The organism is Streptomyces sp. PA03-5A (assembly GCF_033792725.1).
Lineage (GTDB): Bacteria > Actinomycetota > Actinomycetes > Streptomycetales > Streptomycetaceae > Actinacidiphila.
Window position 1 is genome coordinate 87,153 of the sequence record NZ_JARAVL010000033.1, and the last position, 18,493, is coordinate 105,645.

Here is an 18,493-nt window from a genome sequence, read left to right on the forward strand (position 1 = left end):
AGAATAGCCATGGGTATTGAAGAGAAGTTGCCGAGCGGCTTCCTGCTCACCTCCGTCGAGGCGGCGGCCGGCTGGGTCCGGAAGGCCTCGGTCTTCCCGGCCACGTTCGGCCTCGCGTGCTGCGCCATCGAGATGATGACGACCGGGGCCGGGCGGTACGACCTGGCCCGTTTCGGCATGGAGGTCTTCCGCGGGTCCCCGCGCCAGGCGGACCTGATGATCGTGGCCGGCCGGGTGAGCCAGAAGATGGCCCCCGTCCTGCGCCAGGTCTACGACCAGATGCCGAATCCCAAGTGGGTGATCTCGATGGGGGTCTGCGCATCGAGCGGCGGGATGTTCAACAACTACGCCATTGTGCAGGGTGTTGACCATGTGGTGCCTGTTGACATTTATCTCCCTGGATGTCCGCCCCGTCCCGAAATGCTGATGGACGCGATTCTCAAGCTCCACCAGAAGATCCAGCACAGCAAGCTCGGCGTGAACCGCGAAGAGGCCGCGCGCGAGGCGGAGGAAGCGGCGCTGAAGGCGCTGCCGACGATTGAGATGAAGGGGCTCCTCCGATGACGGATTCCCCGGACACCCCGAACCCGGACAAGGACGTCAACGCGGCCGGGCTGCCCGGCCAGCGCGGCGACCACGGGGAGGCGATCCGCGTCCAGCGCGGCATGTTCGGTGCCCGCAACGGCGGCGACACCTCCGGGTACGGCGGCCTGGTGCGCACCGTGCGACTGCCCGGGGCGGCGAGCCGGCCGTACGGCGGCTGGTTCGACGACGTCGCCGACGAGCTCGAGGGCGCCCTCGAGGAGCAGGGGCTCGTCCCGGACAACGCGATCGAGAAGGTCGTCGTGGACCGCGGCGAGATCACCTTCCACGTCGCGCGCGAGCACCTCCCGCTGGTGGCCAGGACCCTGCGCGACGACCCCGCGCTGCGCTTCGAGCTCTGCACGGGCGTGAGCGGCGTCCACTTCCCCGAGGACAAGGGCCGCGAGCTGCACGCCGTGTACCACCTGCGCTCGATCACCCACAACCGGCTGATCCGGGTGGAGGTGAGCGTCTCCGACGCGGACCGGCACGTCCCGTCGCTCGTCGGGGTCTACCCGACCAACGACTGGCACGAGCGCGAGACCTACGACTTCTTCGGGATCGTCTTCGACGGCCACCCCGCGCTGATGCGGATCATGATGCCGGACGACTGGCAGGGCCACCCGCAGCGCAAGGACTACCCCCTCGGCGGCATCCCCGTCGAGTACAAGGGCGCCCAGATCCCTGCTCCGGACCAGCGGAGGTCGTACTCGTGAGCACTCACCACGCACCCCGGCAGGCATCGGAGCGGGAGACCACCGAGGGCCGGGTCTTCACGGTCACCGGCGGCGACTGGGACGAGCTGTCCGAGACCGTCGGCAAGGCCGACGACGAGCGCATCGTCGTCAACATGGGCCCGCAGCACCCGTCGACCCACGGCGTGCTCCGGCTGATCCTCGAGATCGACGGCGAGACGGTCACCGAGGCCCGCTGCGGCATCGGCTACCTCCACACCGGCATCGAGAAGAACATGGAGTTCCGGACCTGGACCCAGGGGTCCACGTTCGTGACGCGCATGGACTACCTCACGCCGTTCTTCAACGAGACGGCGTACTGCCTGGCGGTGGAGAAGTTGCTCGGCATCACCGACGCGGTCCCGGACCGCGCCTCGGTCATCCGCGTGATGCTGATGGAGCTCAACCGCATCTCCTCGCACCTGGTGGCCATCGCCACCGGCGGCATGGAGCTCGGCGCCACCACGATCATGATCTACGGGTTCCGTGACCGCGAGATGATCCTGGACGTCTTCGAGCTGATCACCGGCCTGCGGATGAACCACGCGTACATCCGCCCCGGCGGCCTCGCCCAGGACCTGCCGCCCGGCGCCGTGGACCAGGTCCGCGAGTTCGTGAAGAAGTTCCGCAAGAACCTCCCCGAGTACGACAAGCTCGCCACCGGCAACCCGATCTTCAAGGCCCGCATGCAGGACGTGGGTTACCTGGACCTGGCCGGCTGCATGGCGCTCGGCGCCACCGGCCCGATCCTGCGCTCCACGGGCCTGCCGCACGACCTGCGCAAGTCCCAGCCGTACTGCGGTTACGAGACCTACGAGTTCGAGGTCCCGACCGTCGACACCTGCGACTCCTACGGGCGGTTCCTGCTCCGCCTGGAGGAGATGCGGCAGTCGCTGGACATCGTCGAGCAGTGCCTGGACCGGCTGCAGCCCGGCCCGGTCATGGTCGCCGACAAGAAGATCGCCTGGCCCGCGCAGCTCGCGCTCGGCCCGGACGGGCTCGGCAACTCGCTCGACCACATCAAGAAGATCATGGGCACCTCCATGGAGGCCCTGATCCACCACTTCAAGCTGGTGACCGAGGGCTTCCGGGTCCCGGCCGGCCAGGCGTACGTCGCCGTCGAGTCGTCCAAGGGCGAACTCGGCGTCCACGTGGTCAGCGACGGGGGCACCCGCCCCTTCCGCGTCCACTTCCGCGACCCGTCCTTCACCAACCTGCAGACCATGGCCGCGATGTGCGAGGGCGGCCAGGTCGCCGACGTCATCGTCGCGGTGGCGTCCATCGACCCCGTGATGGGAGGCGTCGACCGGTGACTGAGGTATCACTCGGCATCCCCGCGATGCCCGCGCCGGACTACCCGGCCGACGTACGGCAACAACTGGACGCGGACGCGGCGGAGGTCATCGCGCGCTACCCCGGCAGCCGCAGCGCCCTGCTGCCGCTGCTGCACCTGGTGCAGGCGGAGGAGGGCTACGTCTCCCGCACCGGGGTGCGCTTCTGCGCCGAACAGCTGGGGCTGACCACGGCCGAGGTCACCGCGGTGGCCACCTTCTACTCGATGTACCGGCGGGGGCCCTCCGGCGAGTACCAGGTCGGGGTCTGCACCAACACCCTGTGCGCGGTCATGGGCGGCGACGCGATCTTCGACGAGCTCAAGCAGCACCTCGGCGTCGGGAACGGCGAGACCACCGACGACGGCAAGATCACGCTGGAGCACATCGAGTGCAACGCGGCGTGTGACTTCGCCCCCGTGGTGATGGTCAACTGGGAGTTCTTCGACAACCAGGACCCCGCGTCGGCCAAGCGGCTCGTCGACGACCTCCGCGCCGGCCGCACCGTCGAACCCACCCGCGGCGCTCCGCTGTGCACGTACAAGGAGACGTCGCGGATCCTCGCCGGGTTCCCCGACGAGCGCCCCGGCGCCGTCGAGGCGAGCGGCGGCGCCGGCCCCGCCTCGCTGGCGGGCCTGCGGCTCGCCCGCGGCGAGTCGCTGCCGGGCTCCGGGGCCGGCGTGCCCCGGCAGACCTCCGCCCCGCCGCAGGACGAGACGCCCCCGGCCCACCCCAGCTCCCACGACGCTCCGTTGGACTCCGCGGTCTCCGACCCGGAGCACCCGGCGGGACCGGTCACGCAGGAGCGCCCGACGGAAGGTGAGGAGGACCGGTGACCATGGTCGACTCGGCGGAGAAGGTGCTGGCACCCGTTCTCTCGGCCTTCTGGGACGATCCGCAGTCCTGGACCCTCGACACGTACCGCCGCCACGAGGGCTACGAGGGCCTGCGCAAGGCGCTGGCCCTGCCCCCGGACGACGTGATCGCCCTCGTCAAGGAGTCCGGCCTGCGCGGCCGCGGCGGCGCGGGCTTCCCCACCGGGATGAAGTGGCAGTTCATCCCGCAGGGCGACGGCAAGCCGCACTACCTCGTCGTCAACGCGGACGAGTCGGAGCCCGGCACCTGCAAGGACATCCCGCTGCTCTTCGCCAACCCGCACTCGCTCATCGAGGGCATGGTGATCGCCTGCCACGCGATCCGCTCGAACCACGCCTTCATCTACCTGCGCGGCGAGGTCGTCCCCGTGCTGCGGCGGCTGCACCACGCGGTGGCCGAGGCGTACGAGGCCGGACTCCTCGGCAAGGACATCCTCGGCAGCGGCTTCGACCTGGAGCTGACCGTGCACGCCGGCGCCGGCGCGTACATCTGCGGTGAGGAGACCGCGCTGCTGGACTCCCTGGAGGGACGCCGCGGCCAGCCCCGGCTGCGCCCGCCCTTCCCGGCGGTCGAGGGCCTGTACGCCTGCCCGACGGTGGTCAACAACGTCGAGTCCATCGCGTCGGTGCCGTCGATCCTGCTCAAGGGCAAGGACTGGTTCCGCTCGATGGGCAGCGAGAAGTCCCCGGGCTTCACGCTGTACTCGCTCAGTGGCCACGTCGCCAACCCCGGCCAGTACGAGGCCCCGCTGGGCGTCACGCTGCGCCAGCTGCTGAACCTCAGCGGCGGCATGCGGCCCGGCCACCGGCTGAAGTTCTGGACCCCGGGCGGCTCCTCGACGCCGATGTTCACCGACGAGCACCTCGACGTCCCGCTGGACTACGAGGGCGTCGGCGCCGCGGGCTCCATGCTCGGCACCAAGGCGCTGCAGTGCTTCGACGAGACGACCTGCGTGGTGCGGGCCGTCACGCGCTGGACCGAGTTCTACGCCCACGAGTCCTGCGGCAAGTGCACCCCCTGCCGCGAGGGCACCTACTGGCTCGTCCAGTTGCTGCGGGACATCGAAAGCGGGGCCGGCACGTTGGCGGACCTCGACAAGCTCGCCGACATCGCCGACAACATCAACGGCAAGTCCTTCTGCGCCCTCGGCGACGGAGCGGCCAGCCCGATCTTCTCCTCCCTCCAGTACTTCCGCGACGAGTACGTGGAGCACCTGGAGGGCCGCGGCTGCCCCTTCGACCCGTCCAAGTCCACGGTCTGGGCCGACAAGTCTCACCTGGAGGTGAACGCGTGACCGTCACGACCAACGCCGCCTCCGGTGAGGCGGCGGTGCCGCCCGAGGACCTGGTGTCCGTCAGCATCGACGGGGTCGAGATCTCCGTGCCCAAGGGCACCTTGGTGATCCGTGCCGCCGAACTGATCGGCATCGAGATCCCGCGCTTCTGCGACCACCCCCTCCTCGACCCCGCGGGCGCCTGCCGCCAGTGCATCGTCGAGGTCGAGGGCCAGCGCAAGCCGATGGCGTCCTGCACCATCACCTGCACCGACGGGATGGTCGTCAGGACCCAGCTCACCTCCGACGTCGCGGACAAGGCCCAGCGCGGGGTGATGGAGCTGCTGCTCATCAACCACCCGCTGGACTGCCCCGTCTGCGACAAGGGCGGCGAGTGCCCGCTGCAGAACCAGGCGATGTCCGCCGGGCAGGTCGACACCCGCTTCGAGGGCCGCAAGCGGACCTACGAGAAGCCGGTCCCGATCTCCACCCAGGTGCTGCTGGACCGCGAGCGCTGCGTGCTGTGCGCGCGCTGCACCCGCTTCTCGCAGCAGATCGCCGGCGACCCGATGATCGAGCTGGTGGAGCGCGGCGCGCTGCAGCAGGTCGGCATCGGTGAGGGCGACCCCTTCCAGTCGTACTTCTCCGGCAACACCATCCAGATCTGCCCGGTCGGCGCCCTGACCTCGGCGGCCTACCGCTTCCGCTCCCGGCCCTTCGACCTGGTCTCCTCGCCGAGCGTGTGCGAGCACTGCGCGGGCGGCTGCGCCACCCGCACCGACCACCGGCGCGGCAAGGTCATGCGCCGGCTCGCGCAGGACGACCCCGAGGTCAACGAGGAGTGGATCTGCGACAAGGGCCGCTTCGGGTTCCGCTACGCGCAGCGCCCCGAGCGGCTCACCACCCCGCTGGTCCGCAACGCCGACAGCGGTGAACTGGAGCCCGCGAGCTGGCCCGAGGCCCTGGAGGCCGCGGCCCGCGGACTCGCGGCGGCCCGCGGCCGCACCGGCGTGCTGACCGGTGGCCGGCTCACCGTCGAGGACGCGTACGCCTACGCCAAGTTCGCCCGCGTCGCCCTCGACACCAACGACGTCGACTTCCGGGCCCGCGCCCACTCCGCGGAGGAGGCCGACTTCCTGGCGGCCGTCGTGGCGGGCCGCGGCCGGGACCTGTCCGGCGACGGCGTCACCTACACCCTGCTGGAGAAGGCCCCCGCCGTCCTGCTGGCCGGACTGGAGGCCGAGGAGGAGGCGCCCGGCGTCTTCCTGCGGCTGCGCAAGGCCTGGCGCAAGCACAAGCAGCGCACCTTCGCGCTGGCGCCGTTCGCCACGCGCGGGCTGGAGAAGGCGGGCGGCACCCTGCTGCCCGCCGCGCCCGGTACCGAGACCGAGTGGCTGGACGCCCTGGCCAGTGGCGTCGGCCTGGACGGCAACGGCCTGACCGCCCACGAGGCGCTGCGCGCCGAGGGCGCGGTCGTCCTGGTCGGCGAGCGGCTGGCGGCCGTCCCCGGCGCGCTGACCGCGGTCGTGCGGTTCGCCCAGGCGTCCGGCGCGCGGCTGGCGTGGATCCCGCGCCGCGCGGGCGAGCGCGGTGCCGTCGAGGCGGGTGCCCTGCCCGGGCTGCTGCCCGGCGGCCGTCCGGTCACCGACCCGCGGGCCCGCGACGAGGTCGCCGGGGTCTGGGGCGTGACCACGCTCCCGTCCCGCCACGGCCGCGACACCGGCCGGATCCTGGAGGCGGCGGCGAGCGGCGAGCTCGGTGCACTGCTGGTCGGCGGCGTCGAGCCGGCCGACCTGCCCGACCCGGCCCGGGCCCGCGCGGCCCTGGACGCGGCGGGCTTCGTGGTCAGCCTGGAGCAGCGACCCGGCGAGGTCACCGACCGCGCCGACGTCGTCCTGCCGGTCGCCGCGGTCGCCGAGAAGGCCGGAACCTTCCTCAACTGGGAAGGCCGGGTACGGCTCTTCGAGGCCGCGATCAAGCCGGCCCAGCAGGTCCAGCGCCACCAGTACCCGGACGCCCGGGTGCTGACCATGCTGGCCGACGCGATGGACGTCTCCCTGGGCCTCGCCGACGTCCGCTCGGCCCGCGCCGAGCTGTCCCGGCTCGCCCCGTACGAGGGCCCGCGCGCCGAGGCGCCGCAGGAGACCGGCCGGCCACTGCCGAAGCCCGGCAGTGGCGAGGCGGTCCTCGCGGGCCACCGGCTGCTGCTCGACCGGGGCCTGCTGCAACAGGGTGACGAGGCCCTCGCCGGCACCCGCCACCCGGCGGTCGCCCGCCTCTCGGCGACGACCGCTCAGGAGATCGGCGTCGCCGAGGGCGAGCTGATGGAGGTGACCGGCCCGCTGGGCTCGGTCCGGCTGCCGCTGCAGGTGACGGCGATGGCCGACCGGGTCGTGTGGGTGCCCCTCAACTCGGCCGGCGGGGGAGTCGTCTCGGACACCGGCGCCCTGCCGGGCCAGGTCGTCCGGATCGCCCCGGCCGCCGTGGACGCCGCTGCCGCACCGGAGGTGACCCCGTGACGGGACTGACGACCCTCGCCGCCGAGGACCTGTCCATGTTCGGGCGGGACCCGTGGTGGCTGATCGCCATCAAGGCGGTTTTCTGCTTCGCGTTCCTGATGGTGACCGTGCTCTTCTCCATCGTGTGGGAGCGCAAGGTCGTCGCGTGGATGCAGCTGCGCATCGGCCCCAACCGGCACGGCCCCTGGGGCATGCTCCAGTCGCTCGCCGACGGCATCAAGCTGATGCTCAAGGAAGACCTCGTCGTCAAGAAGGCCGACAAGGTCGTCTACGTGCTGGCCCCGATCGTGGCGGCCATCCCGGCCTTCATGGCGGTCGCGGTGATCCCCTTCGGCCCGGCGGGCAACGAGATCTCGATCTTCGGTCACCGTACGCCGATGCAGCTCACCGACCTGCCGATCGGTGTCCTCTACATCCTGGCCACCGCCTCCGTCGGCATCTACGGCATCGTGCTGGCCGGCTGGTCGTCCGGCTCGACGTACCCGCTGCTCGGGGGTTTGCGCTCCTGCGCGCAGATGATCTCGTACGAGATCGCGATGGGCGTCGCCTTCGCGTCGGTCTTCCTCTACTCCGGCTCGATGTCGACCTCGCAGATCGTCGCCCAGCAGGAGGACCGCTGGTACGTCCTGCTGCTGCCGGTCTCCTTCATCATCTACATCGGCACGATGGTCGGCGAGACCAACCGTGCCCCCTTCGACATGCCCGAGTCCGAGGGCGACCTGGTCGGCGGCTTCAACACCGAGTACTCGTCGATCAAGTTCGCGCTCTTCATGCTCGCCGAGTACGTGAACATGGTGACTGTCTCGGCGGTGGCGACCACCCTCTTCCTGGGGGGCTGGCGGGCCCCGTGGCCCATCAGCACCTTCTGGGAGGGCGCCAACCACGGCTGGTGGCCGCTGCTGTGGTTCGTGGTGAAGGTGCAGCTGCTGCTCTTCTTCTTCATCTGGCTGCGCGGCACGCTGCCCCGCGTCCGCTACGACCAGCTGATGAAGCTGGGCTGGAAGGTCCTGATCCCGGTCTCGATGGTGTGGCTGATGCTGGTCGCCACCGTCCGGGCACTGCGCAACGAGAACTACGACTTCCAGTCGATCGTGCTCTACGTCGGCGGAGGAATCGTCCTGCTGCTCCTGGTCTCGCTGGTCTTCGACGTCTTCCGCGACCGCGGCGAGAAGGCGAAGGAGGCGGCCGAACAGGCCGGGCCGCAGGAGCCGTTCGATCCCATGGCGGGCGGGTACCCCGTGCCGCCGCTGCCCGGCCAGGAGCTGCCGCCCGTCCCGCGGCGGCCGTCCCGCGCGGAGCGTCAACTCGTAGGCAAGGAGGCCGACGATGCCTGAGTTCCTGGGCCCGGTGGCGGGCTTCGGCGTGACCTTCAAGGCCATGTTCAAGAAGCGGCTGACCGAGCAGTACCCCGAGGAGAAGAAGCCGACCGCGCCGCGGTTCCACGGCCGCCACCAGCTCAACCGTCACCCGGACGGGCTGGAGAAGTGCGTGGGCTGCGAGTTGTGCGCCTGGGCCTGCCCGGCGGACGCGATCTACGTCGAGGGCGCCGACAACACCGACGAGGAGCGCTACTCGCCGGGTGAGCGCTACGGCCGCGTCTACCAGATCAACTACGCCCGCTGCATCCTGTGCGGGCTGTGCATCGAGGCCTGCCCGACGCGCGCGCTGACCATGACCAACGAGTACGAGCTCGCCGACAGCAGCCGCGAGTCGCTGATCTTCACCAAGGAGCAGCTGCTCGCGGGCCTGGAGGAGGGCATGGTCGACAGCCCCCACGCGATCTTCCCCGGCATGGACGAGGGCGACTACTACCGCGGCGCGGTGACGCACGCGGCCCCCGGGACCGAGCGTCAGGTCGCGGTCTCCAAGGGTGAGAAGCCGGACGAGACGGTGGAGGGCGAGCGGGACGGCGACGGCACGGCGGGCACCCAGGTCCCCGCGACGGGCGGCGCCGCTCCGGCCGGGACGGGAGGCGAGGCATGAACGACGTGACCACGCTGACGACGCTGGCCGCGTACACCACCTCCACCGGGGAGGCGGTCCAGTTCTGGGTGCTCGGCACCGTCGCGGTGCTCGGCGCGCTCTCGACCGTGCTGATGAAGAAGGCCGTGCACAGCGCACTGTCGCTGGCCGGGACGATGATCGTCCTGGCGGTCTTCTACCTGGCCCAGGGCGCGTACTTCCTCGGCGTCGTCCAGATCGTCGTCTACACCGGCGCGATCATGATGCTCTTCCTCTTCGTCGTCATGCTGGTCGGCATCACCGCCGCCGATTCGCTCAAGGAGACGCTGAAGGGGCAGCGCTGGCTGGCCGCCGGAGCCGGCCTCGGCTTCGGCGTGCTGCTGATCGCCGGCATCGCCAACGCCTCGATCAAGAACTTCCAGGGGCTCGGCCAGGCCAACGCCGGCGGCAACGTCGAGGGACTCGCCTCGCTGATCTTCACCAAGTACGTGTGGGCCTTCGAGATCACCGGCGCGCTGCTCATCACCGCCGCGATCGGCGCGATGGTCCTCACCCACCGCGAGCGCACCGAGGCCCGTGCCACCCAGCGCGAACTCGCCGAGCGGCGCGTGCGCGAGGGCAAGCAGATCACCCCGCTCCCCGCGCCCGGCGTCTACGCCCGCAACAACGCGGTCGACGTCCCCGGCCTGCTGCCGGACGGCACGGTCTCGGAGCTCAGCGTCAGCCCGACGCTGCGCGGCCGCGGCCAGTACCGGGACGTGTCCGCGGAGGCGGTCGACAGGGTCGCCGAGCTGGAACAGCGCTCCGAGGAGGCGTCGAAGTGAATCCGGTCAACTACCTGTACCTGTCGGCGCTGCTGTTCACCATCGGCGCGGCCGGGGTGCTGATCCGGCGCAACGCGATCGTCGTCTTCATGTGCGTCGAGCTGATGCTGAACGCCGCCAACCTGGCGTTCGTCACCTTCTCCCGCATGCACGGCAACCTCGACGGCCAGATCATCGCCTTCTTCACGATGGTCGTCGCCGCCGCCGAGGTGGTCGTGGGCCTGGCGATCATCGTGACGATCTTCCGCTCCCGCCACTCGGCCTCGGTCGACGACGCCAGCCTGATGAAGCTCTAAGGGGTAGCGAAAGTGGACTACTTGATCGGATGGCTCGTCCTCCTGCCGCTGCTGGGCGCCGGCGTGCTGCTCACCGGCGGACGGAGGCTGGACCGCACGGGCCACTGGATCGGCACCACGCTCGCGGGGGCGTCCTTCGTCGGCGCGGCGGTGCTCTTCTTCGACATGCTGGGCCGCGGCGGCGAGGACCGCGCGCTGCACTCGACCGCCTTCACCTGGATCTCCGTCGGCGGCTTCCACGCGGACGTGGCCTTCCAGCTCGACCAGCTGTCGATGACCTTCGCCCTGCTGATCACCGGTGTGGGCACGCTCATCCACATCTACTCGATCGGCTACATGGAGCACGACGAGCGGCGCCGCCGCTTCTTCGGCTACCTCAACCTCTTCCTCGCGGCGATGCTCCTGCTGGTCCTCGCCGACAACTACCTGCTCCTGTACGTCGGCTGGGAGGGCGTGGGCCTGGCCTCGTACCTGCTGATCGGCTTCTGGCAGCACAAGCCCAGCGCGGCGACCGCGGCCAAGAAGGCCTTCATCGTCAACCGCGTCGGTGACGTCGGCCTGTCGATCGCGATCATGCTGCTGTTCACCACCTTCGGCACCTTCACCTTCGAGCCGCTCTTCGGCCAGGTGGACAAGGCGGGCGAGGGCGTTCTGACCGGCATCGGCCTGATGCTGCTGCTCGCCGCCTGCGGCAAGTCGGCCCAGGTCCCGCTGCAGTCCTGGCTCGGCGACGCGATGGAGGGCCCGACCCCGGTCTCGGCCCTGATCCACGCGGCGACGATGGTGACCGCCGGCGTCTACCTGATCACCCGCTCCGGCGTGATCTTCAACGCCGCGCCCACGGCGCAGGTGGCCGTGGTGACGGTCGGCGCGGTCACGCTGCTCTTCGGTGCGATCGTCGGTTGCGCCAAGGACGACATCAAGAAGGCGCTGGCCGGCTCCACGATGTCGCAGATCGGCTACATGGTGATGGCCGCCGGCCTCGGCCCGATCGGCTACGTCTTCGCGATCATGCACCTGGTCACCCACGGCTTCTTCAAGGCCGGGCTCTTCCTCGGCGCCGGATCGGTCATGCACGGCATGAACGACGAGGTGGACATGCGGAAGTACGGGGCCCTGCGGAAGTACATGCCGGTCACCTTCGTCACCTTCGGCCTCGGCTACCTGGCGATCATCGGCTTCCCGGGACTGTCCGGCTTCTTCTCCAAGGACAAGATCATCGAGGCCGCCTTCGCCAAGGGCGGCACCGAGGGCTGGATCCTCGGCGGCGCGGCCCTGCTGGGCGCGGCGATCACCGCGTTCTACATGACCCGCGTGATGCTGATGACCTTCTTCGGCGAGAAGCGCTGGCAGCCCGACGCGGACGGTCACGAGCCGCACCCGCACGAGTCGCCGAAGTCGATGACGATCCCCATGGTCGTCCTGGCCTTCGGCTCGGTCTTCGCGGGCTTCCTGTTCAGCTGGAACGAGGCCTTCGTGAAGTGGCTGGAGCCGGTCACCGGTCACGAGGAGGGTCACCCGCCGATCGGCGCGGCCGCCGTCACCGGCGCCACGATGGTGGTGATGGTGCTCGGCGTCGCCCTGGCCTGGGCCGTGTACGGACGCCGCCCGGTGCCGTCCGTCGCCCCGCGCGGCAGCTGGCTCACCCGCGCCGCCCGGCGCGACCTGCTCCAGGACGACTTCAACCACGTCGCCCTGGTGCTGCCCGGCGAGTACCTCACCCGCGGTCTGGTCTACGTGGACCACAAGGGTGTGGACGGCGTCGTCAACGGCACCGCGGCCGCCGTCGGCGGCCTCTCCGGCCGGATGCGCCGCCTCCAGAACGGTTATGTGCGCAGCTACGCCGTGTCGATGCTGGCGGGCACCGCGGTGCTGGTCGCCGCGACGCTGCTGATGAGGGGTGTTGCCTGATGTCCTTCCCCCTGCTCACCCTGACCGCCGGCCTGCCGGCGCTCGGCGCGATCGCCACCGCCGCCGTGCCGGCGGCGCGGCGCGAGGCCGCCAAGTGGCTGGCGCTGGCCGTCTCACTGGCGACGCTCGTGCTGGCCGCGATCGTGTTCGTCCGCTTCGACCCGGGCGGGGCCCGGTACCAGCTCGGCGAGTCCCACGCGTGGATCGCCGACTTCGGGGTCCGCTACGAACTCGGCGTGGACGGCATCGCCGTCGCGCTCATCGGGCTGACCGCGCTGCTCGTCCCGTTCGTCATCGCCGCGGGCTGGCACGACGCCGACCCGCTGGAGGAGAAGAACCCCAACCGCCGCTGGCGGCCCACCCAGGGCTTCTTCGCGCTGATCCTGCTGGTCGAGGCGATGGTGATCATCTCCTTCGAGGCCACGGACGTCTTCCTCTTCTACATCTTCTTCGAGGCCATGCTCATCCCGATGTACTTCCTCATCGGCGGCTTCGGGGACCGTGCCCACGAGCACGGTGAGGAGGAGGCGGCCCGGCAGCGCTCCTACGCGGCGGTGAAGTTCCTGCTCTACAACCTGGCCGGCGGGCTCATCATGCTGGCCGCGGTCATCGGGCTCTACGCCGTCACCGCCGACCAGCTCGGCCAGGGCACCTTCTCCCTCCAGGAGATCCTGCAGGCCCGGGCGGCCGGCAAGCTCGACATGTCCACCACCGCGGAACGCGCCCTGTTCCTCGGTTTCTTCTTCGCGTTCGCGGTCAAGGCCCCGCTGTTCCCGCTGCACACCTGGCTGCCCAACGCCATGGGCGAGGCCACGGCGCCGGTCGCGGTGCTCATCACCGCGGTCGTCGACAAGGTCGGCACCTTCGCGATGCTCCGCTTCTGCCTCCAGCTCTTCCCCGAGGCCAGCAAGTGGGCGACGCCGGTGATCCTGGTGCTGGCGCTGATCAGCATCGTCTACGGCGCCCTGGTCGCCGTCGGCCAGCGCGACATCAAGCGGCTGGTCGCGTACGCGTCGATCTCCCACTTCGGCTTCATCATCCTGGGCATCTTCGCGATGACCTCCCAGGGCCAGGGCGGGGCGACGCTGTACATGGTCAACCACGGCATCTCCACCGCCGCGCTGATGCTGGTCGCGGGCTTCCTGATCTCCCGTCGCGGCTCCCGTCTCATCGCGTCCTACGGCGGGGTGCAGAAGGTGGCCCCGGTGCTGGCCGGCACCTTCCTGATCGGCGGTCTGGCCACCCTGTCGCTGCCGGGGCTCGCGCCCTTCGTCAGCGAGTTCCTCGTCCTCGTCGGGACGTTCAGCCGCTACCCGGCCGTCGGGATCGTCGCCACCACCGGCATCGTCCTCGCCGCGCTGTACGTCCTCGTCCTGTACCAGCGGACGATGACCGGCCCGGTGAAGGCCGAGGTGCAGGGGATGCCCGACCTGAAGGTCCGGGAACTCGCCGTCGTGGCGCCGCTGATCGCGCTGCTGATCGTGCTCGGCGTGTACCCGAAGCCGCTGACCGACGTCGTCAACCCGGCGGTGCAGCAGACGCTCTCCGACGTGCACAAGACCGACCCCAAGCCGGCGCTGGAGGCATCCAAGTGAGCAGCACAGTTGCTGTCCACAGCCTGTGGACAACGGCGGCACCGCTCGCCGCCGACAAGATCAACGCGCCGAAGATCGAGTACGCCCAGCTGGCTCCGGTCCTGATCGTCTTCGGTGTGGCCGTCCTCGGCATCCTCATCGAGGCGTTCCTGCCGCGGCGCCTGCGCTACACCGGGCAGGTCGGCCTCGCGGTCGTCGGCATGGCCGCCGCCTTCGCCGCGGTCGTGGCGCTCGCGGCGGGCGGCTACGCCACGACGAAGGCCCACATCGCCGCCATGGGCGCGGTCGCCGTCGACGGCCCGGCCCTCTTCCTGCAGGGCACGATCCTGCTGGTGGGCCTGGTCGGGGTGTTCACCTTCGCCGAGCGTCGGCTCGACCCCAAGGCGCACGGCCGGCACGTCGACTCCTTCGCCGCGCAGGGCTCCGCGGTGCCGGGCAGCGACCAGGAGAAGAACGCCGTCAAGGCCGGTTTCACCACCACCGAGGTCTTCCCGCTGCTGATGTTCGCCGTCGGCGGCATGCTGATCTTCCCGGCGGCCAACGACCTGCTGACGCTCTTCGTGGCCCTGGAGGTCTTCTCCCTCCCGCTCTACCTGCTCTGCGCCCTCGCCCGGCGGCGGCGCGCGATGTCGCAGGAGGCGGCGGTCAAGTACTTCCTGCTGGGCGCCTTCTCCTCCGCCTTCCTGCTGTTCGGCATCGCCCTGCTGTACGGCTACGCGGGCACCGTCTCCTACTCCGGCATCGCGTCGGTCGTGGACGGCACCGCCAAGCTCAACCCGGCGCTGGCCGACTCCGCGGGCAACGACGCGCTGCTGCTGATCGGCGCCGCGCTGGTCGGCATGGGCCTGCTGTTCAAGGTGGGCGCCGTGCCGTTCCACATGTGGACGCCGGACGTCTACGAGGGTGCTCCGACCCCGGTCACCGGCTTCATGGCCGCGGCCACCAAGGTCGCCGCCTTCGGCGCGCTGCTGCGACTGCTCTACGTGGTCCTGCCGGAGCTGCGCTGGGACTGGCGGCCGGTGCTGTGGGGCGTCGCGATCCTCACGATGCTGGTCGGCGCGATCGTCGCGGTCACCCAGACCGACGTGAAGCGCCTGCTCGCCTACTCCTCGATCGCGCACGCCGGCTTCATCCTGGCCGGTGTCATCGCGGCCACGCCGGAGGGCATCTCCTCGGTGCTCTTCTACCTGGCGGCGTACTCCTTCGTGACGCTGGGCGCCTTCGCCGTCGTCACGCTGGTGCGCGACGCCGGCGGGGAGGCCACACACCTGTCGCGCTGGGCGGGCCTGGGACGGCGTTCGCCACTGGTGGCCGCGGTCTTCGCGGTCTTCCTGCTCGCCTTCGCCGGCATCCCGCTGACGTCCGGCTTCGCCGGGAAGTTCGCGGTCTTCAGCGCCGCCGCGCAGGGCGGGGCGGTGCCGCTGGTGATCGTGGGTGTGATCTCGTCCGCCATCGCGGCGTTCTTCTACATCCGGGTCATCGTGCTCATGTTCTTCAGCGAGCCCAAGGCCGACGGCCCCACGGTCGCCGTGCCCTCGCCGCTGACGTCCACGGCCATCGCACTGGGCGTGGCGGTCACCCTCGTGCTGGGTGTCGCGCCCCAGTACTTCCTGGACCTCGCGAACCAGGCGGGCGTCTTCGTCCGCTGACCCCACCGCACGGCCCGGCCCGTGCGGCCATCCACGGCGCGGCTCCCCGCACTTGGCGGGGGCCGCGCCGTTCGGCATGGCGGGCGGCTCGCGGGGAAGGCGGAACAGCGGCGCAGACTCCTCGCGCAGCCCGCTCCGGGTGCCGTCCGGGGGGTGTGCGGGGCGGCGGTGAGGCCCCACGGCCGGGCGCGGCACCGGAAAGGACCGGCCGTACACGCGGGCAAAACCGGGCGTAGTGGCCCGCGGGGGCCATGCCCTCGCAGTGATCGAGAGGCGACCGGTTACTCTGCCAGGTGTAGTGCAGCGCCACGCCGCAAGCCGCAGAAGTGATCTCAGCGACAGGAGAATCCCAGGTGACGACCGTCGTCGGGCCCTTCGGGCTGAGCGTAATGGACGAGGACCTCGAGTCCGCCGTCCGGGCCGGGCTGTCCGCCGTCGAGGCAGGCCTCATGGAGGCCACCAAGAGCGATGTGCCGTTCATCACGGAGGCGGCCCGCCACCTCGTGCACGCGGGCGGGAAGCGGTTCCGTCCGCTGCTGTCGCTGCTGGCTGCCCAGTTCGGCGACCCGCACGCGCCCGGCATCGTGCCGTCGGCCGTGGTGGTGGAACTGACGCACCTGGCGACGCTGTACCACGACGACGTCATGGACGAGGCCGCGGTGCGGCGCGGCGTGCCGAGCGCCAACGCCCGCTGGGACAACTCGGTCGCCGTGCTGACCGGCGACTTCCTGTTCTCCAAGGCCTCGCACATACTGGCCGACCTCGGGCCGGAGGCCGTACGCATCCAGGCCGAGGCCTTCGAGCGGCTGGTCACCGGACAGATCCTGGAGACCGTCGGCCCGCGCGACGGACGCGACCCGATCGACCACTACCTGGAAGTGATCGCCGGCAAGACGAGTTCGCTGATCGCCGTCTCGTGCCGCTTCGGCGCCATGATGTCCGGCGCGGACGAGAGCGTCGTCGACATCCTCACCCAGTACGGGGAGCGCGTCGGCACGGCCTTCCAGCTCGCCGACGACGTGCTGGACATCGCCAGCGACTCGCACGAGTCCGGTAAGACCCCGGGCACGGACCTGCGCGAGGGCGTGCCGACCCTGCCGGTGCTGCACCTGCGTTCGGCCGTGGCCAAGGCCAACGCTTTCGCCTCGGCGGACGACCTGCGGCTGTGCGAACTGCTGGACGGCGATCTGACGGACGACCGGCGGCACGCCGAGGCGCTGGAGCTGATGCGTGCCCATCCGGCGCTGGAGCAGGCCCGGCGCGACACCGTGCGCTACGCGGACGAGGCGCGGGTGCTGCTGGCGCCGCTCCCCGACTGTGCCGCCAAGCAGGCCCTGGAGGGGCTCTGCGAGGCCGTGGTGCACCGCGCGGGCTAGGTCGGCCCGGAGGTGACCCGGACGGCCGTCCTCCCGGCGCCCGTGCGGTCACCGGGGGCGAGGGGTGCCTTCCGCCCTGAACCGTTGTCAGGGATCGTCATCCCAGAGGTGTACGCCGAGTTGATCCCGGCGGGCGATGCGCCCGAGCGGCCTGATTGATGGGATAAGAGGCACCACCACACGGCGGATCGGGTGACAATGGCCCGAGGTGGACGAGTGCGACGATGACGGGAACCCGCCGTTGACGACGGAGGTAGGGACGTAATGGCACCCATCCAGCCCATGGACGACGACCGGGAACCCCGGCGCCGGACCAAGGCGATACGTTACGCGGTCCCGGTGGCGGTGGCGGGAGTCGCCGCGGCGACCATCGGGCTCGTACCGGCGCTCGCGAACGCGGGCAGCCCGGATCTGCCCGGGATCACGGCCGAGGAGCTGATCGCGAAGGTCGCGGCCTCGGACACCCAGACGATCTCCGGCTCGGTCCGCATCAGCACGGACTTCGGCCTGCCGGCCCTGCTGACCGGCGCCACGGGCGCCGGTGGGCCGTTCGGCGGTGGCGGTGGCGGCCGCGGGGATTCCTCGGCCGACCCGAAGGAGCAGCTGACCCAGCTGCTGGCCGGCTCCCACACCCTGCGCGTCGCGGCCGACGGCCCGCAGAAGCAGAAGGTGTCGATCGTCCGGAACGCCGCGGAGTACAGCCTCATCCACAACGGTGACGAGGTCTGGGCCTACGACAGCGGCAGCAACCAGGCCTACCACCTCACCGGTCTCCCGCGGGAGGCACAGGGTGAGGACCGGGCCAAGGGCGACCGCGAACTGCCCGAGGGCTGGCCGGCCACCCCGCAGGAAGCCGCGAAGAAGATCCTCGACGCGGCGGACGACAGCTCCACCGTCACGGTGGACGGCACCGCGCGCATCGCCGGGCGGGACGCCTACCAGCTGGTGGTCAGGCCCAAGGCCACCGACTCCACGGTCGGGTCGATCAGGATCGGCGTGGACGCCGGCACCGGTGTGCCGCTGAAGTTCACCCTCGCCCCGAGGGGCGGCGGCAAGGCCATCGTCGACGTCGCCTTCACCAAGGTCGACTTCTCCCGGCCCGCCGCCTCGGTCTTCGACTTCACCCCGCCGAAGGGCGCGAAGGTGACGACGGAGAAGGCCGGCGAGAAGGCGGACGGGAAGGCGGACGGGAAGGCCGGGCAGGACGCCCGCGGGGCGCACGAGGAGTTCGGTGACCTCGGCGGCCTGGACGGCCTGGACGGCCTGGACGGCCTGGAGGGCCTCGGCGTCCTCGGCAAGGGCTGGGACTCGATCGCCGAGCTGAAGCTGCCTCAGGAGGCGCTGAACGCCGGCCCGTCCGAGGGCGGGGCCAAGGCCCCCGGCCTCGGCGGACAGGGGCTGCTCGGCACCTTCGGCAAGGAGGTCAAGGGCGAGTTCGGCACGGGCACGGTGGTCGGCACCCGCCTGGTGAACGCCCTGATCACCGACAGCGGCAAGGTCTACGTGGGCACCGTGACCCAGGGCGCCCTGATCAAGGCCGCCGACGCGGCCGCCGAGTAGGGCAC

The 18,493-nt window shown here is 70.8% G+C and carries 15 protein-coding genes; all 15 read left to right on the top strand.

Annotation, left to right across the window (positions count from 1 at the left end; genetic code table 11):
- Nucleotides 1–9 precede the first annotated feature (9 nt).
- The 15 genes from PV410_RS33350 (at nucleotide 10) to PV410_RS33420 (ending at nucleotide 18,488) form a co-directional block, all read left to right on the top strand.
- Nucleotides 10–564 carry a NuoB/complex I 20 kDa subunit family protein gene (locus tag PV410_RS33350; RefSeq protein ID WP_018558792.1) on the top strand — a complete coding sequence of 185 codons (555 nt, stop codon included), beginning with the start codon at nucleotides 10–12 and terminating at the stop codon, nucleotides 562–564.
- A complete protein-coding gene (locus PV410_RS33355) occupies nucleotides 561–1,298 on the top strand; it encodes an NADH-quinone oxidoreductase subunit C (RefSeq protein ID WP_500329503.1) in 738 nt (245 codons plus the stop codon). The genes PV410_RS33350 and PV410_RS33355 overlap by 4 nt, the downstream gene beginning before the upstream one ends.
- Nucleotides 1,295–2,629 carry an NADH-quinone oxidoreductase subunit D gene (locus PV410_RS33360; RefSeq protein WP_500329505.1) on the top strand — a complete coding sequence of 445 codons (1,335 nt, stop codon included), beginning with the start codon at nucleotides 1,295–1,297 and terminating at the stop codon, nucleotides 2,627–2,629. The genes PV410_RS33355 and PV410_RS33360 overlap by 4 nt, the downstream gene beginning before the upstream one ends.
- Before the next feature lie 26 nt (nucleotides 2,630–2,655).
- The gene (nuoE, locus tag PV410_RS33365) at nucleotides 2,656–3,483 is read left to right on the top strand and encodes an NADH-quinone oxidoreductase subunit NuoE (protein WP_500329541.1); all 828 of its coding nucleotides are present in this window, start codon (nucleotides 2,656–2,658) and stop codon (nucleotides 3,481–3,483) included.
- Nucleotides 3,484–3,485: 2 nt separating this feature from the next.
- Nucleotides 3,486–4,817: an NADH-quinone oxidoreductase subunit NuoF gene (nuoF, locus tag PV410_RS33370; RefSeq protein WP_500329543.1), complete on the top strand. Its 1,332-nt coding sequence runs from the start codon at nucleotides 3,486–3,488 to the stop codon at nucleotides 4,815–4,817.
- Nucleotides 4,814–7,315: an NADH-quinone oxidoreductase subunit G gene (locus PV410_RS33375; protein ID WP_500329506.1), complete on the top strand. Its 2,502-nt coding sequence runs from the start codon at nucleotides 4,814–4,816 to the stop codon at nucleotides 7,313–7,315. Before nuoF ends, PV410_RS33375 begins: the two co-directional genes overlap by 4 nt.
- A gap of 35 nt (nucleotides 7,316–7,350) precedes the next feature.
- Nucleotides 7,351–8,649, top strand: a complete 1,299-nt coding sequence (nuoH, locus tag PV410_RS33380; RefSeq protein WP_500329544.1) for an NADH-quinone oxidoreductase subunit NuoH — start codon at nucleotides 7,351–7,353, stop codon at nucleotides 8,647–8,649.
- Nucleotides 8,642–9,298: an NADH-quinone oxidoreductase subunit NuoI gene (gene nuoI / locus PV410_RS33385; RefSeq protein WP_500329508.1), complete on the top strand. Its 657-nt coding sequence runs from the start codon at nucleotides 8,642–8,644 to the stop codon at nucleotides 9,296–9,298. Before nuoH ends, nuoI begins: the two co-directional genes overlap by 8 nt.
- Nucleotides 9,295–10,101, top strand: a complete 807-nt coding sequence (locus PV410_RS33390) for an NADH-quinone oxidoreductase subunit J (protein ID WP_500329509.1) — start codon at nucleotides 9,295–9,297, stop codon at nucleotides 10,099–10,101. Before nuoI ends, PV410_RS33390 begins: the two co-directional genes overlap by 4 nt.
- Nucleotides 10,098–10,397, top strand: a complete 300-nt coding sequence (gene nuoK, locus PV410_RS33395) for an NADH-quinone/ubiquinone oxidoreductase subunit 4L family protein (RefSeq protein WP_499513341.1) — start codon at nucleotides 10,098–10,100, stop codon at nucleotides 10,395–10,397. Before PV410_RS33390 ends, nuoK begins: the two co-directional genes overlap by 4 nt.
- A gap of 12 nt (nucleotides 10,398–10,409) precedes the next feature.
- On the top strand, nucleotides 10,410–12,308 hold the full coding sequence (nuoL, locus tag PV410_RS33400; RefSeq protein ID WP_500329510.1) for an NADH-quinone oxidoreductase subunit L: 1,899 nt from the start codon (nucleotides 10,410–10,412) through the stop codon (nucleotides 12,306–12,308).
- A complete protein-coding gene (locus PV410_RS33405; RefSeq protein ID WP_500329512.1) occupies nucleotides 12,308–13,903 on the top strand; it encodes an NADH-quinone oxidoreductase subunit M in 1,596 nt (531 codons plus the stop codon). The genes nuoL and PV410_RS33405 overlap by 1 nt, the downstream gene beginning before the upstream one ends.
- A complete protein-coding gene (nuoN, locus tag PV410_RS33410) occupies nucleotides 13,900–15,552 on the top strand; it encodes an NADH-quinone oxidoreductase subunit NuoN (protein WP_500329514.1) in 1,653 nt (550 codons plus the stop codon). Before PV410_RS33405 ends, nuoN begins: the two co-directional genes overlap by 4 nt.
- 389 nt (nucleotides 15,553–15,941) lie before the next feature.
- Nucleotides 15,942–16,928, top strand: a complete 987-nt coding sequence (locus PV410_RS33415; protein WP_500329545.1) for a polyprenyl synthetase family protein — start codon at nucleotides 15,942–15,944, stop codon at nucleotides 16,926–16,928.
- Between the two features lie 264 nt (nucleotides 16,929–17,192).
- A complete protein-coding gene (locus PV410_RS33420) occupies nucleotides 17,193–18,488 on the top strand; it encodes a LolA family protein (protein WP_500329515.1) in 1,296 nt (431 codons plus the stop codon).
- Nucleotides 18,489–18,493: the final 5 nt, after the last annotated feature.